Genomic DNA, 14,376 nt, shown 5'->3' with positions numbered 1-14,376 from the left:
ATGGTTTCCGCCGGGGAGGTGTCCCGAGTTCGACCTTTTCCGGCCGACAATCACTCAGCAGGACTAACGACCCGCCGACCGGGGCCGGTGGCTCAGTGGTGGCGCCTCGGCTCGCCCTTCGGGTGCACGATCCGGTCGCTGGAGACCCTGGGGTGCAGGTGGCGCTGCTTGGCCGCGCACTGCTCCTGGCCGGGGCAGCTGGCCAGCAGCCGGACCGTCGGCGGCGTGGTGATCTTCTTCGGCGCCTGCTTCGCGCCCAGGGGCCACCGGATCGACAACGCCATCGACGACGAGTTGTTGGTGTAGTCGGTCTCCCGCAGCGTGCGGTTCGAGTTCACCGTGTTGACCAGGTCGTACGTGCCCGACGGCACGCTGGTGATGTCCAGCCACTGGAAGTCGACGTCGTAGCGGTAGTCGTCGCCCTGGCCGACCGAGATGCCGACCTGCACGTCCGTCGCCGCCGGGTCCTGGAACGCGCACCTGTTGCCCCGCAAGTACTCCGCGAGCCGGTACTCCGGGGTGTTGGCGTCCCGCACCGCGTTCGGCAACGAGTCGTTCGCGGTGTTGGTGTAGCGGTCGCCGAGGCAGAAGCCGTTCTTGCGGTCACGGACCACGGTACGGCCGTCGGGCGTGCGCAGTTGCATCTGCTCGAAGCCCATCAGGTGCCAGTGCTTGTGCATCGGCGCGGGCTCGTAGTACATCGAGTTGTCGGTCTGCTGACGGGCCTCGGTGTAGGAAACCGGGATCTGGCCGTGCTTGCCCGCCTGGAAGCCCTGCCGGATGGCCATGGTGGGGGAGTTGGCGGCGCGGCGGCCGAACAGCAGCAGCGGCCCGTCGCCGACGTTCTCCTCCGAGGTGGTGAACCGCAGCCGGACGGCCTTGGCGGGGGTGAGCGCACCGATCAACAGGCAGTCGCCGTTCGGCGCGTCCGCGTCGGAGACCATGCAGACGTCCCAGTCCTGGCACGTCGCGGGGTCGCCCGTGTGGCCGCCGGGGCAGCCCGGCGGCGCCTGCCGCAGATCGGGCAACAGGAGTTGTTCGCCAGCACTTGCCGGGGGGATGATCACGACCGCTGCCAGCACCGCCACCACAGCGGTGATCCAGGACCTCATGCGGCCACACCCTAAGTGATCGTCCACCCCGGAACGTCCATCTCGGACGCAGATACACCCAGCCGTGTGACAACTACACGTGTTCGGCGTCACGAGACGGCAGCCAGAGCGCGGCGAGGACCGCCGTCACGAGCATCACCGCCGCGCTCACACCCGCCGCTGTCGCCAGGCCGTCGAAGAACGCGGCCTTGCCCGCCTCGGCGATCGTGCGACCGCCCAGCCGCGCGGCCATCACACTGCCGAGGATCGCGACACCCAGTCCCGCGCCGAGTTCGAACGACGTCTCCTGGATCGCTGCCGCGCCACCGGCCCGGTGCGGCGCCACACTCGTCATGATCGCCTGCGCGCCCGCGGTGGCCGCGATGCTCGCCCCCACCCCCATACCGATGAACCCGATGACGATGACCAACCGGTCGGCGCTCCCGCCGAGCATCGTGAACAGGCTGATCGACACCGCGATCAGGCCGAACGAGCCGGACAACGCGACTCTCGTGCCCAGCCGCCGCACGATCGTGCCGGTCAGCGGCGACGCGACCAGGCTGGCCAGCGCCAACGGCAGCAGCCACAGCCCGGTGGCCAGCGGCCCGAAGCCCTCGAACGCCTGGAAGTACTGCGTCAGGAAGAACACCACACCGAAGAAACCGAAGAACGACAACAACACCGACAGCGTCGCCGCGGTGAACCGCCTCGCCCTGAACAGCGACAGGTCCAGCAGCGGGCTGTCCAGCCGGTTCTGCCTGCGCACGAACACCACACCCAGCACCAGGCCCGCGACCAGGACAGCCGCCGCGCCCGCCGATCCGTGGCCGGCCAGTTCCTTGATGCCGTACACCACGCCGACCACCGCCCCCATCGACAGCACCACGCTCAACGGGTCGAACCTGCCCGGGGCCGGGTCACGCGACTCCGGCACGTACACGATCGTCAGCGCCACTGCCAGCACGATGATCGGCAAGCTGGTCAGGAACACCGAGCCCCACCAGAACCGCTCCAGCATCGCGCCTGCCACGATCGGGCCGATCGCCGCGCCCGCCGCCGCGGTCGACGTCCAGATGCCGATCGCGAAGGCCCTTTCCCGCTCGTCGGCGAACACCGCCCGGATGATCGACAACGTGGCGGGCATGATCATCGCGCCGCCGATGCCACGCAGGACCCGTGACGCGAGCAGCGCTTCCGTCGAGCCCGCGAACGCCGCGACCACCGACGCGACACCGAACAGCACCATGCCCGCGAGGAAGAACCGCTTGCGCCCCAACCGGTCGCTCGCGGTACCCGCCGTGACCAGGAGACCGGCCACGACCAGCGAGTAGAGGTCGACGATCCACAGCAGTCCGGTCGCGCCCGGCCGCAGCGCCGTCGCGATCGCGGGCAGTGCGACGTTGAGGATCGTGTTGTCCATCGCCACGAGGAGCAACCCGCTGCACATCAGTGCCAGAACGAGCCACCGATTCTCTCGTACGGTCATACCGTATCACCGTACAGTACGGCCGTGAGTACAGTAACCCCATGAGTCCACGACGAGCCGGTGGCGACAAGCGCGCGGAGGTCCTCAACCACGTGGTGGGGGTGCTGATCGAGCGCGGCTACGACCGGACGCGGTTCACCGACGTGGCCAAGGTCGCCGGCGTCGCCGTCAGCACGTTGCAGTTCTACTTCGGCTCCCGCGACGACATGCTCGTCGAAGCGCTGCACTTCTCGTGCGCACGGGAGGTCGACCGGCTCGCCGCGATCAAACCCGACGCCCCGCCGTGGGAACGGCTCGTCGCACTGGTCGACTACTCGCTCGACCCGGCGGACGAGGGCATCTGGCGTGTGCTGTACGAGTTCTGGTACGCCTCGATGCACGACGAGGAACTCCGGGTGCACAGCGAGAAGCTGCAACGCGACTGGAGCAGGCCGTTCGTCGACACGATCACGAAGGGCGTCGAACTCGGCGACTTCACGGTCGGCGACATCGGCAACATGGTGACGTTCGTGGTCGGCATCACCGACGGGCTGATGCTGCCGCAGGTGCTCAAACACGAGTACTACGACGTGGAAGGCATGCGGAAGCTGACGCTCGACATCCTGGCCAAGGCACTGGGAGTCTGAGGTACGACGCCTGACGGGACGGCTCCACGCCCCGGCCGCCGGACTGTCCGATGCGGAGACGCGCAACCGGCCGCAGTTCCACCTCTGCCAAGAGGCGATCGCGGCGACGACGGCACTGGCGCCGCGATCAGCGACCTGAGCGCGGAAGGTGTTGCCGCGCCGTCAACACGACATGCGGCGGCTGGTGATCAACGCGACACGACCGCCCTGACAAGCGGCGACAGGGTAGACAGGAACCATGCGGATTCTGTCGGAGGAGCAGTTGGCGACGGTCCTCGCTGGTGTCGGCGGCGTCCCACGCGTCGTGGTCAGCGGGAACTTCGCCACCCCCAGCCTGGCGCTCGGCGTGCTGGACAAGGCGCTGCCGCGATACCGGTTGTTCGCGCTCAACGCCCAGCCCGGTATGCCCGACCGGGACGGCGTGACGCTCGAGACGCCGTTCGTGGGAGCGGGCATGCGCGGCCGGGCCGGGCTGCGCTACTTCCCGTCCCGCCTGTCGCTCGTGCCGCACCTGCTCAAGCAGACGCTGCCGCCGGACATCGCGCTCGTGCACACGTCCGCCCCGGTCGGCGGTACGGTCTCGCTCGGCACCGAGGTCAACATCCTGCCCGCGGCGATCGAAGCGGTCCGCGCACGCGGCGGACTGGTCATCGCGCAGGTCAACCCGAACATGCCGTACACCTACGGCGACGCGGTCCTGACGTGTGACGAAGTGGACTACGCCATCGAGGCCGACGAGCCGCTCGCGTCACCCGCGCCCCGGGCGATCAGCGACGTGTCGCGCGAGATCGGCAACAGGGTCGCCGCACTGGTCGACGACGGCGCCACCCTGCAACTGGGCATCGGCGCGGTCCCCGACGCCGTGCTCGCCGCGTTGACCGCCCGGCGCGGCCTCATGGTGTGGTCGGAGATGTTCAGCGACGGCGTTCTCGGCCTGGAACGGGCGGGTGCTCTCGACACCGACAGTCCGCTGACCGCGTCCTTCGTGTTCGGAACCGCCGAGTTGTACGGCTTCGTGGACCGCAATCCGCGGGTCCGGTTGCTGCGCACCGAGAAGACCAACGACCCCGGCCTGATCGCACGGCAGCGCTCCCTGGTGTCCATCAACAGCGCCTTGCAGGTCGACCTGTTCGCGCAGGCCAACGCCAGCCGCGTGCGCGGGACCATCTACTCGGGCTTCGGCGGGCAGACCGACTTCGTGGTGGGGGCGTTGCACTCACCGGGCGGGCGGGCCGTGATCGCCCTCCCGTCCTGGCACCCCAAGGCGAACGTGTCCACAGTGGTGCCGCGGCTGACCGGGCCGGTGACCTCGTTCCAGCACAGCTACATCGTCAGCGAACAGGGCACGGCGGCCATCTGGGGCCGCGACTCCGCCGACCAGGCGCAGCAGATCCTCGACAACGTGGCACACCCCGACGCCCGCGACGAACTGCGCGACGCGGGCCGTGATCTCGGATTCCCCCTGCACTGACGCCACCACCGGTTGGCATGATCGGGTGCGCTTAGGGTGCTTGGGCCGCTCGACGACGCGGAACCCGGCAGCCGTGATCTTGGTTGACACCTGCCTCTGTGCCCGCGTTCGCGCCATTGTCCCGGCCATTGAGGACTGGGAGAGGGAGTCGGACGGGGAAAGCGCGGCACTGCTGCGCGATCGCCTCCCGTTCGCCGAGATGTACCTGAACCAGCTGAGCATCCCGGATCGACCGAGCTGATCCACCAGTTCGTCGACTGCGCCGCGCACGGCGGCAAATCCCTGCCCGCCGTCGGGCAGGGCCGACAGCCTCCGGCCGGATCCCGTGGAACCAGGCGAAACGGCTGCTCGCGCTCGGCTGGTGGCTGCGGGAACGGTGACGCGATCTACGGCTCGTATCCGTGGCTGCGTGTCACCGGGACCACGGGTGACGGGCTGCCGATCCGCCACACGCAGTCCCGCGACGCGGTCAACGCCATCGTGCTCGGCACGCCGTCGTTGTCCACTGTGGAGCTCGACGCGGTCGTCGACGACGGCGCCGAGGTCACGTTGCTGGGCAAACCGCTTCGCTGGCAGCGGGGTTCCGGCGGCGTGCGGGTCGAGCTGCCCGGGTTACCCGACGAACAAGCGGCGCTCGTCCCGCGGATCTCCCCGGTCAGTGCGGTCAGTGCGGGACAATCGTGACCTTCCCGCGGAACTCGCCCGCCTCACCGCGCCGGTGCACCTCCGCCATGGCGTCGAGGGGATAGGACTCGGTGACGTCCACTGTGATCACCCCGGCTTCGACAAGGGCGACAAGGGCGGACAGGTGATCCCGGTCGTAGCTCATCACCACGTGTGTCGAAGGCACGTCGGCCCGCACCGGCGCCGCCGCGGAGATGACCTGCTCACGCGCGGGGACCGGCCACGGCGGCGGTGAGCCGACCAGGTGGATCATGACGTCCACCGGCTGGCCGGGCACAGTCGTGGTGTAGTCGATCACCTCGTCGGCGCCGTACCCGAGCACCGCCTCGGCGCTGCGGGGGCTCGCGGTGGCGATGACGTACGCGCCCCAGTGCTTGGCCAGCTGGACGGCGAAGCTGCCGATGCCGCCGCCCGCGCCGTTGATCAGCACCTTCTGGCCGCGTCGGACGTGTGCGACGGTCTGCCAGGCTGTCAGTCCCGCCAGTGGGATGGCCGCGGCCTGCCGCAGCGGGATGTTCTTCGGCGCGGGCACGAGCCGGTCGCGCGGCGCGGTCGCGTACTGCGCCGCCGCTCCGCTGTCGACGAACCCGATCACCGGCACGCCGTCCGCCTCGCCCGCCAGGTCCCAGCCGAGCGTGTGCGGCAGATCGACGTCGAAGACGCCTCGCCTGACCGCGATCTCCGTCGGGTTGAACGAGGTCGCGGCGACCGTCACCAGTGTTTCGCCGTCGGCGGGGACGGGGGTGTCGATCTCGTCGATCCGGATCACGGACGGCCCGCCGTACCGGTGGATTCGCGCAGCTTTCACAAAAGTGGACCCTAGGTCCGCGAAACGAGACGAGCCATGTGCTGGGATCCCGGTTTTATATGAGACCGTCTCGTCGTGGACATCCTCAGTGACGTGATCGCCGTGACGCGCACCGGTCAGCCGCGTTCGCACAAGCACGAGTGGCGCGCGCCGTGGTCGCAGGAGTTCGGCGAAGTGCCCGGCGCAGCTGGTTTCCACGTGGTGCTGCGGGGTTCGTGCTGGCTCGTCCAGCCCGGTCGCCCTGCCGTCGAACTGCGGGAGGGTGACGTCGTGCTGCTGCCGCGCAGCCCCGGCCACACGTTGACCGACCGGCCACCCGGCGGGGAGCCGCAAGCCACCGGCAGTCAGACCGTGTCGCTGTGCGGTGCGTACGAACTCGATCCCGCCCGGGTGCACCCACTTCTGCTGACCTTGCCCGAAACCATCCACCTGCCCGCACGGCTGGGCATTGACCTGCGCCTGGCCGTGGAACTGCTCAGTGCCGAACTCACCGACCCCGGCCTGGGATCGGCCGCGCTCGTGCCCGCGCTGCTGGAATCCCTGCTCGTGTACATCCTGCGCACCTGGTTCGACACGGACGAATGCACGACCGGGTGGGCGGTCGCCCTGCGTGACCCGGTTGTCGCCGACGCCTTGCACGCCATGCACGAGGACCCCGCGCAGCCGTGGACCGTGGCCAAGCTCGCCGCCGAGGCCGGACTGTCCCGCGCACCGTTCGCCCGCCGGTTCACCGCCGCTGTCGGCCAGCCGCCCCTGACGTACCTCACGTGGTGGCGGATGACCGTCGCGTCGCAACTGCTGCGCGAGACCTCGCTGCCGCTCGCCGTGATCGCGGGCAAAGCCGGGTACCTCTCGGAATTCGCCTTCGCGGCAGCGTTCAAACGGCAGTTCGGCCTACCGCCTGGCCGGTACCGCAGGTCCGCCTTTGGCCCATCCGACGGCGGAGTCCACGAGCAGGAAACCGATCAGTGACACGCCAAGCACCGGCAAGTACCACGCAAGTACGGCCGTCACGGCGATCAGTCCGATGAGGACCGGTGTGGGCACGCTGCGCCACGCGCCGCGCGGGAACGGTCTGCCGACACCGAACCCGCCCTTCGTCGGCCTGCGGTGCCACCACATCCGGTAGCCCCAGACGATCAGCGCGAGCACGGCGACGCAGACCGCGGCGAGCACGATCTGGTTCGGCAACCCGAACAACACGCCCATGTGCGCGTCGATGCCCCATCGGGCGAGCTTCGCGCCGAGGGGGTAGTCGTCGAACCTCAACGTGGCCAGCACCTGACCGGTCGTCGCGTCGATCGCCGCGGAGTCCACCTTGGTCGGCCACTCGGTGCGGATCTGCTTGACCACGTGGGCCGCGCCCGGCTCGGACGGCACGGCGATCTCGATCGGTCCGTCCAAACCGGCACGCCTGGCGATGTTGCGCACCTGGTCGGCGGTCGCCGCCACGGCCGGACCGCTTGGTCCGGCGTGTTCGCTGTGCGCGCCGTGACCGCCGTGACCCGATGCGGCCGGCAACGTGGGCGTCTGCCACGACAGTGCCGCACGCAGGTCTGTGATCGTGTCACCGGCGTACTGCGACCACGTCAACCCGGTGGCTGACAGGAACAACAGGACAATCGCCACCCATGTGCCGGTCGTGGCGTGCCATGACAGGAGTCTCCTGCGGCCCTTGCCCTTCGCGGGTCTGCGGCGGCCCCACCACAGCACGAGCCCGCCGAGCACGACCACCCACAACCAGCTCGCCGCCAGCTCGCTGTACAAGCGCCCGAAATCACCGAGGTGCAGGCCGCGGTGCAGTTCGTCGATCCACGTCCGGACCGGCCCGGCCTGGCTGGAGCCGTAGGTCTCCAGCGTGCCGCGGACCTGGCTGGTGTACGGGTCGACGTACGCCGTCAGCCAATGGCTCGGCGCGAGGTCGGAGCGGCTGAAGATCACCTGGGTGGTGGCCTCGTCGGCATCGCCGGGGCGCACCCGTACCATGGTCGCGTCCGGCAACGCCCGCTGCGCCGCCTGGACCTGGTCGTTGAGCGGCTGCTTGGCCTGACCTACCGGCACGGTCAGCTCGTGGGCGTAGATCGCGCGTTCGAGCTGGGGCGTGAAGATGTACAGCAACCCGCTGAACGCGGCGACGAAGATGAACGGCCCGACGAACACGCCCAGGTAGAAATGCAGCCTGAGCAGCAAGGGGCGTAACGATCCACGGCGGGTGGGTGTGGCCGGGCCGGTGGTGCCCGGCGCGATCAGTTCGTCGGTCGTCATGGTGGTCCTCGGTTCGCAGGGTGCTGGACAACCAGTCGGACCACGTCGGCGGAAAGTTCCCCAGGACTACTCGGGCACGCCGATCAGCTCGGTCATCGGGACGACTGTCCTGGACACCTTGGCCAGGTCCTTGCCCTCCACGGTCGACGGCGGCGGCCAGGTGTGGATGCCCTTGTCCGGTTGGATCGCGGCGACCTCGTCGGCCCAGCCCGGCCAGCGCAGGTCCGCGTAGAACGCGGTGAGCGACCCGGCCAGCATGTTGTCGAGCCAGTCCGCGTACCCGACCTCGAGGTCCTCCCACTCGAGCGTGTCCGGCGCGTAGTAGTGGACCGTCGGACCGTTCCCGGTGGGGATCCACACGAACCGGCCGCCGAGCACGTCGTGACCGACGGCCACACCACCAGCGGCCCGGCCGGCCTCCGGCATCAGGTGCGTGCCCGAACCGAGCACGCGCAGCCAGCCGTGGTCGACGAGCAGGCCACCGGAGTGCCTGACCACCGCGCCCAGCCACGAGTTCGTCGTGATGCCGAGGCGCCCGAGGCAGTCCTCGGCACGCCGCGGATCGGCTGGTACGACCGTCACCGGATAGGGAGCCGAGGCGATCGCCGCGGTGATCTCGTCCCACGCGGAAGTGTTCACGCGGCACAGTGTGCCTGTCCGCGGGCACAATGGGTGGAAAGAAGCAAGTGAAACGGAGCAGCTGATGACCGAGCCGGACCCCAGGATCGTCGACGCCGAGATCGTCGAGGAGCCGGTGCCGCCGGTGCCGCCGGTGACCCAGCCGCAGTTCGACTACACCGATGGCGGCGTGCCCACCTTCGACTACGTGCGCGACAAGATCGAGGGCAAGTACACGACGTCGATCGGGGCGAACGAGCTGGCCGAGGCCACACCGGAGGGCAAGACGGTCGAGCAGCAGATGGCTGACCGCGACCAGGCGGGCCGCGACAAACTGGAGGAGATCCGCAGGCAGCTGCGGGGCGAGTAGCCGCCCTTACGTCGCAGGTAATCGACGCCGTTCCCTTGCTCGAACAAGATGAACCCATCAGATTCGAGCAAGGAGAACACGATGACTGCTTACGGCATCGCCCACCTGCGCCAGGCCGGCCCGCTGCACGACGAGGTCTACGAGTACCTGGAGCGCATCCAGGCCACAATGGACCCCTTCGGCGGCGTGTTCCTGGTGCACGGCAGCCCGGTGGACGTGCTCGAGGGCGTCTGGCCCGGCGCGCTCGTGCTGATCGAGTTCCCCAGCATGGACGCGGCCAGGCAGTGGTACCGGTCACCGGCTTACCAGGAGATCCTGCCGCTGCGCGCCGACCACCTGGTCGGCGACCTGATCCTGGTGGAAGGGTGCGGCCGCGATCACGACTCGGCGCAGTTCGCCGCCGACCTGCGCGCCTTGGCCGCGTCCAGCTGAACCAGGGCGTGCAGGCTCAACGGCACCAGCGGTGACTCGGTGCCCAGGTAGTGCACGAGGTTGAGCACCGCGAACGACAACGCCCAACCGCGGCCACGGACCCACGTCGCCTCGTCGAGACCGGTCGCGGCGCGGAACGCCGGGCGCGCGTGCTCGTCGAACATCGTCCAGGCGACCATCAGGTCCACCGCCGGGTCGCCGACGGCCAGCAACCCGAAATCGATCACGGCGGACAGCCGCCCGTCCACCGCGAGCAGGTTGCCGGAATGCAGATCGCCGTGCAGCCACACCCCTGGCGCGTCCCACCCGGGCGCGGCGAGCGCCTCGTCCCACACGGCCAAGGCCGCGGGAACGTCCAGCACCGCACCGAGTTTCCCGATCGCGGCACGGGTGTCCGCGTCCCGGATGGCGAGGGGGAGTCCACGTCGTCCGGTGGCACGCGTGGGCGCGGGGCCGGACGAGGCGTCGATCCGTTCCAAGGCCGCCACGAACGAGCCGAGCGCGCGGGCGGCACCGACCGGCTCGGTGAGACGGCCGGGCGTGGCGGTGTGACCGGGCAGCCACCGGTAGACCGCCCACGGCAACGGGAACTCGTCGCTGGGAGAGCCGTGCGCCAGTGGGACGGGGATGGCGAGTGGCAGGTGCGGTGCCAGCTTGCCCAGCCACCGCAGGTCCTTCTGGATGTGTGCGGCGGCCGGTTTGCCGCGGGGCAACCGGACGACCATGTCGTCTCCGAGCCGGACCACGTCGTTGTCGGTTCCGCCAGGGGTGATGGGGATGACCGGAAGACCGGCCCATTGCGGGAACTGGCCGGCGATCAGGCGGTGCGCTAGGGACACCCGGTGCACATTAGAACCGATAGCCGAGTTCGAGCAGCTCGTTTACCGGCGGGTGGTCGACCAGCCGCTGGTGGAAGTCGCGTGCGGCCCGCCGGATTTCCACGGCCCGTTTGCCGATCGGCCACATCCCGGCGGCGAGCACGGCGATGATCAGCACCCACATCACCAGCACCGGTGCGAGGGGATCGGACGGCGCGAACAGGAAACGCAGATAGCCGATCATGGTGAGCAGGCCGAGCAACGCCAGTACCACCAACGCGAAACCGATCCGGGACGTCGCCCCGGCCGTCTGCAGCGCGGAAACCAGCCGCCGGTCCCGCACGTTGACCCGTTGCGACCAGCACCAGTCGCAGTAGGGCAGGGCGACCTGCTGGTCGGGTTCGTCCAGCTTGGTCAGTACGACCACCATCGGCCTGCGTGCCGTGCGCATCCCGCAGGACCAGCAGATCATCCGCCCCCAGCGTTCCGGTCTGCGCCGGGTCGCGGTCTTCGTGCGGTGCGTCGCGGGTTTGACCTCCGCGCGGGCCGCGCGGATTTTTCGATAAGCGTGTTGAATCCGTTGGAATGTGTCGACGTGGCCGCCGTTGTCCGGATGCGCGCGCCGCACCAGCTTCCGGTACGCCGATCTCAGTTCGGCGTCCGAAACCGACTTGGGTACGCCGAGAATGGCGTAATAGTCGACATCCGGCACAGCTCCGTACAGTACCGCCGGTCAGGTCACCCGAATGTGTCACTTGGCACGCAACAGCCACACCAGATAAGGCGTACCGATCAACGCCGTGACCACCCCGACGGGAATCTCTGTCGGTGCGAGCAGCGACCGGCCGGCGGCGTCCGCCGCGACCACGAGCACCGCGCCCAGCACCGCCGCCATCGGCACCAGTCTCGTGATGCTGGTGCCGACGATCCGCCGCGCCAGATGCGGCGCGACAAGCCCGACGAATCCGACCGTACCGACCGCGGCTGCCGTGCCCGCCGCGAGGATCGCGCCGCCGCCGAGCACAAGCATCCGCGTCCGCCCGACAGCCAGACCCAGGCTGCGCGGCAGGTCCTCACCGAGCGCCAGCATGTTCACCGCGCGAGCCCCGATGACCAGAAGCACAGCGACCACAGCGGGCAACACCAACCAGCCCAGCGTGCTGATGTCACGCGCGTACGTGCTTCCGGCGAGCCACGTGAGCGCGGCGGTGATGTTCATCTGTGCGCTCACGACCATGATGTTGACCAACGCGGTCGTGGTCGCGGCGACACCGAGTCCGATGAGCACTACGCGTGTCGGGTCGAGCTGACGGGCGATCAGCATGACCAACCCGAGCGCCAGCACGCCACCGAGCGTGGCCGCGACCGGCAGCGCGGCGATCGGCGCGGTGGGGATGATCAGGATCATCAACATCGCGCCTGCCGAAGCACCGCCCGTGATGCCCATCAACCCGGGCTCGGCGAGCGGATTGCGCACCACGGACTGCACGGCGACACCCGCGACAGCGAGACAAGCGCCCGCCGCGGCAGCGACGAGCAGCCGAGGCAGCCGGAACGACACGACCGCGTCCGCCATCTCCTGCCCGGAGCCGGTGACAGCGGCTGCGAGCTGACTCCAGCTGATGTCGACGTCGCCCACACGCAACCCGACGACCAGCGCCACCGCGAGCACCGCTACACCCACCGACAGCGCTATGACGAAACGGTTCTTGCGTGGCTGTGCCACGGCGACAGCCGCGCCGCGGTCGTCGTCCCCGGTTGTCACACGCCGGGCGAGGAAGATGAAGATCGGGCCGCCGACAAGGGCGGTGACCACACCGACGGGTAGTTCGCTGTACCCGGCCGACACCGGCGACACGATCTGAGCGGCGGCGTCAGCGGCCAGCACGAGCGTGGCGGCGACCAACCCGGACAACGGAACCAGCAACGAGTGGCCGTGAATTCCCAGCAACCGCACGGCGACCGGGGCGATCAGGCCGACAAACCCGATGGGACCGGCGACGGTCACGGCCGCGGCGGCGAGCAGCACCGCCAGCAACAAGGCGGCGGGACGGATGCGGCTCACGCGTACGCCCATCGCCTGCGCGGTCTCGTCACCGAGCGACAGCAGGTCCAGCGGCCGGGAGAACGACGGTGTGGCCAGCGCGCCGACGAGCACGATCGCGCCGATGACCAACGGTCGTTCGAGCCCGGTCTGCAGCAGCGATCCGTTGCCCCAGAAGAACAATCCCTGTGTCGCGTGCTGGTCCAGGATCTGCAGGAACTCCGCTGCGGCGTATCCCGCCAGCGACACCGTCGCACCGGCCAGCAGAACACGGCCGGGTGTCAGCACACCGGACGCGGTCAGCAAGTACACCAGCGTGACGGCCAGCAGCCCACCGAGGAACGCCACCGCACCACCACCGAGCACGCCCACGTTGAGCCCCGCGAACGCGACCACGGCGACGGCGACGTACGCACCCGCGTTCACGCCCAACGTGTCCGGCGCAGCCAGGGGATTGCGGGTCGCACCTTGGATCAACGCACCCGAGATGCCCAGGGCGAGCCCGGCCACGAGCCCGGCGAGTGTGCGCGGTAGCCGGCTGCCCACCAGCACCGCCTTGGTGTTCTCGTCCGCGTGACCGAACACAGCGGACACCACGTCGGCGATACCGACACCGGCGGCGCCCAGCCCCATGTGCACGACGATCACGGCACCGAGGACGACCAGGACACCACCGGTAACGATCTTGGGCATCAGGGGGCCAGGGCCTTGCCCACGCCGTCGAGCAGTTGCACGGCCGACAGCGGTCCGCCGAAGGTCCACGTGCCGGGGTCGAGCGGGTACAGCTTCTTCTGCTTGACGAAGCCCAGGTTCTGCCACACCGGGTTGCCCGCCAGCGCGCCGGTGAACGGGTTGTCGTCGTTCTGCGCCACGTAGAGCAGTGCCGCGCCGGCCGGGACCTGCGTCAGGCCTTCGACACCGACCGTGCTCAGTCCCCAGCTGTCCGGCTGGCCCTGCCAGGTGCTGCGCAGCCCGGTGAGCCCGAGTACCTGGACCACGAGCGTGTCACCGGTGAACATCCGGATCGTCGGCGTGCCGTTGACGCTGTACGCCTGCGCGAACGCGTACGACGTGTCCGGCTTGATCCTGCTCTTGACCTCGGCTGCCTTGGCGTCGAGCCGCGCGAGGACCTCCTTGCCCTTGTCCTGCTTGCCGACCGCCTTGGCCAGCTGCTCGTAGTTCTTCCTCATCGTCTCGAACTGCGGCTTGACCGGGTAGTCGAACGACACCACCGGCGCGATCGCCTTCAACTGGTCGTAGTTGACCGCGATGGTCTTCTCCTCGCCGACGATCAGGTCCGGCGCCAGCGTCTTGATCCGTTCGAGGCTGGGTTCCTGGCGCTGGCCCAGGTCGGCCACGCCGCCGGGCAGCGCGGAACCGGGTGCGGTGACCCACTTCTTGTAGCCGTCGTTGTCGGCGTTGCCGACCGGGGTCACGCCCAGCGAGACCAGTTCCTCGGTGTACGCCCATTCCAGGACGACGACCTTGGTCGCGGGCTTGGCGAGGCTGACCTGGCCACGTGCGGTCTCGACCGTGATCGGGCCACCGGAGTTCTGTGCCCCCGAGTTCTGGGCTCCGGTGTTGCCTCCGACTGTGCCAGTGCCACAACCCGCGAGTAGCGCGAGGACACACGCGGCAACGAGCGCGCGAACCATTGTCTCTC

Annotated in this window: 15 protein-coding genes; 6 read left to right on the top strand and 9 right to left on the bottom strand. The window is 69.3% G+C overall.

Annotation, left to right across the window (positions count from 1 at the left end; genetic code table 11):
• Positions 1-92: 92 nt before the first annotated feature.
• Together AOZ06_RS32535 and AOZ06_RS32530 are read right to left on the bottom strand one after the other, a co-directional pair.
• Positions 93-1,112 (bottom strand): lysyl oxidase family protein, encoded by a 1,020-nt coding sequence (locus AOZ06_RS32535; protein WP_063810153.1) that lies wholly within the window; start codon positions 1,110-1,112, stop codon positions 93-95.
• Between the two features lie 73 nt (positions 1,113-1,185).
• Positions 1,186-2,577, bottom strand: a complete 1,392-nt coding sequence (locus AOZ06_RS32530) for an MFS transporter (protein ID WP_063810152.1) — start codon at positions 2,575-2,577, stop codon at positions 1,186-1,188.
• Positions 2,578-2,618: 41 nt separating this feature from the next.
• On the opposite strand from AOZ06_RS32530, the gene AOZ06_RS32525 reads away from it, so the two are divergent.
• The 3 genes from AOZ06_RS32525 (at position 2,619) to AOZ06_RS56985 (ending at position 5,358) form a co-directional block, all read left to right on the top strand.
• Positions 2,619-3,203, top strand: coding sequence for a TetR/AcrR family transcriptional regulator (locus AOZ06_RS32525; RefSeq protein WP_054292889.1), 585 nt, complete (start codon positions 2,619-2,621; stop codon positions 3,201-3,203).
• A gap of 238 nt (positions 3,204-3,441) precedes the next feature.
• Positions 3,442-4,674: an acetyl-CoA hydrolase/transferase family protein gene (locus AOZ06_RS32520; RefSeq protein WP_054292888.1), complete on the top strand. Its 1,233-nt coding sequence runs from the start codon at positions 3,442-3,444 to the stop codon at positions 4,672-4,674.
• Positions 4,675-5,154: 480 nt separating this feature from the next.
• On the top strand, positions 5,155-5,358 hold the full coding sequence (locus AOZ06_RS56985; protein ID WP_157233379.1) for a hypothetical protein: 204 nt from the start codon (positions 5,155-5,157) through the stop codon (positions 5,356-5,358).
• Here AOZ06_RS56985 and AOZ06_RS32515 read toward each other — a convergent pair.
• On the bottom strand, positions 5,339-6,166 hold the full coding sequence (locus tag AOZ06_RS32515; protein WP_054292887.1) for an NADP-dependent oxidoreductase: 828 nt from the start codon (positions 6,164-6,166) through the stop codon (positions 5,339-5,341). The genes AOZ06_RS56985 and AOZ06_RS32515 overlap by 20 nt on opposite strands.
• Positions 6,167-6,241: 75 nt before the next feature.
• On the opposite strand from AOZ06_RS32515, the gene AOZ06_RS32510 reads away from it, so the two are divergent.
• Entirely contained in the window at positions 6,242-7,138 is an 897-nt protein-coding gene (locus tag AOZ06_RS32510; protein ID WP_054292886.1) for an AraC family transcriptional regulator, read from the top strand.
• Here AOZ06_RS32510 and AOZ06_RS32505 read toward each other — a convergent pair.
• Positions 7,061-8,431, bottom strand: a complete 1,371-nt coding sequence (locus tag AOZ06_RS32505; protein ID WP_054292885.1) for a PepSY-associated TM helix domain-containing protein — start codon at positions 8,429-8,431, stop codon at positions 7,061-7,063. The genes AOZ06_RS32510 and AOZ06_RS32505 overlap by 78 nt on opposite strands.
• Before the next feature lie 66 nt (positions 8,432-8,497).
• Positions 8,498-9,070, bottom strand: coding sequence for a DUF2625 family protein (locus AOZ06_RS32500; RefSeq protein ID WP_054292884.1), 573 nt, complete (start codon positions 9,068-9,070; stop codon positions 8,498-8,500).
• A 64-nt stretch (positions 9,071-9,134) separates the two neighbouring features.
• Between AOZ06_RS32500 and AOZ06_RS32495 the strand changes: the two genes are divergently transcribed.
• Positions 9,135-9,419: a hypothetical protein gene (locus tag AOZ06_RS32495; protein ID WP_054292883.1), complete on the top strand. Its 285-nt coding sequence runs from the start codon at positions 9,135-9,137 to the stop codon at positions 9,417-9,419.
• A gap of 81 nt (positions 9,420-9,500) precedes the next feature.
• Positions 9,501-9,851: a DUF1330 domain-containing protein gene (locus tag AOZ06_RS32490; RefSeq protein WP_054292882.1), complete on the top strand. Its 351-nt coding sequence runs from the start codon at positions 9,501-9,503 to the stop codon at positions 9,849-9,851.
• On the opposite strand, the gene AOZ06_RS32485 is transcribed toward AOZ06_RS32490, so the two are convergent.
• The 4 genes from AOZ06_RS32485 to AOZ06_RS32470 are packed head-to-tail and all read right to left on the bottom strand — an operon-like array spanning position 9,797 to position 14,368.
• Positions 9,797-10,690 (bottom strand): aminoglycoside phosphotransferase family protein, encoded by an 894-nt coding sequence (locus AOZ06_RS32485; RefSeq protein WP_157233378.1) that lies wholly within the window; start codon positions 10,688-10,690, stop codon positions 9,797-9,799. The genes AOZ06_RS32490 and AOZ06_RS32485 overlap by 55 nt on opposite strands.
• Before the next feature lie 10 nt (positions 10,691-10,700).
• Entirely contained in the window at positions 10,701-11,381 is a 681-nt protein-coding gene (locus AOZ06_RS32480; protein WP_054292880.1) for a J domain-containing protein, read from the bottom strand.
• Positions 11,382-11,420: 39 nt separating this feature from the next.
• Positions 11,421-13,406 (bottom strand): iron ABC transporter permease, encoded by a 1,986-nt coding sequence (locus AOZ06_RS32475; RefSeq protein ID WP_054292879.1) that lies wholly within the window; start codon positions 13,404-13,406, stop codon positions 11,421-11,423.
• Positions 13,406-14,368, bottom strand: a complete 963-nt coding sequence (locus AOZ06_RS32470; RefSeq protein ID WP_054292878.1) for an ABC transporter substrate-binding protein — start codon at positions 14,366-14,368, stop codon at positions 13,406-13,408. Before AOZ06_RS32470 ends, AOZ06_RS32475 begins: the two co-directional genes overlap by 1 nt.
• Positions 14,369-14,376 lie beyond the last annotated feature (8 nt).

The organism is Kibdelosporangium phytohabitans (assembly GCF_001302585.1).
GTDB lineage: Bacteria > Actinomycetota > Actinomycetes > Mycobacteriales > Pseudonocardiaceae > Kibdelosporangium > Kibdelosporangium phytohabitans.
This window is presented reverse-complemented; position numbering and strand designations above follow the sequence as displayed.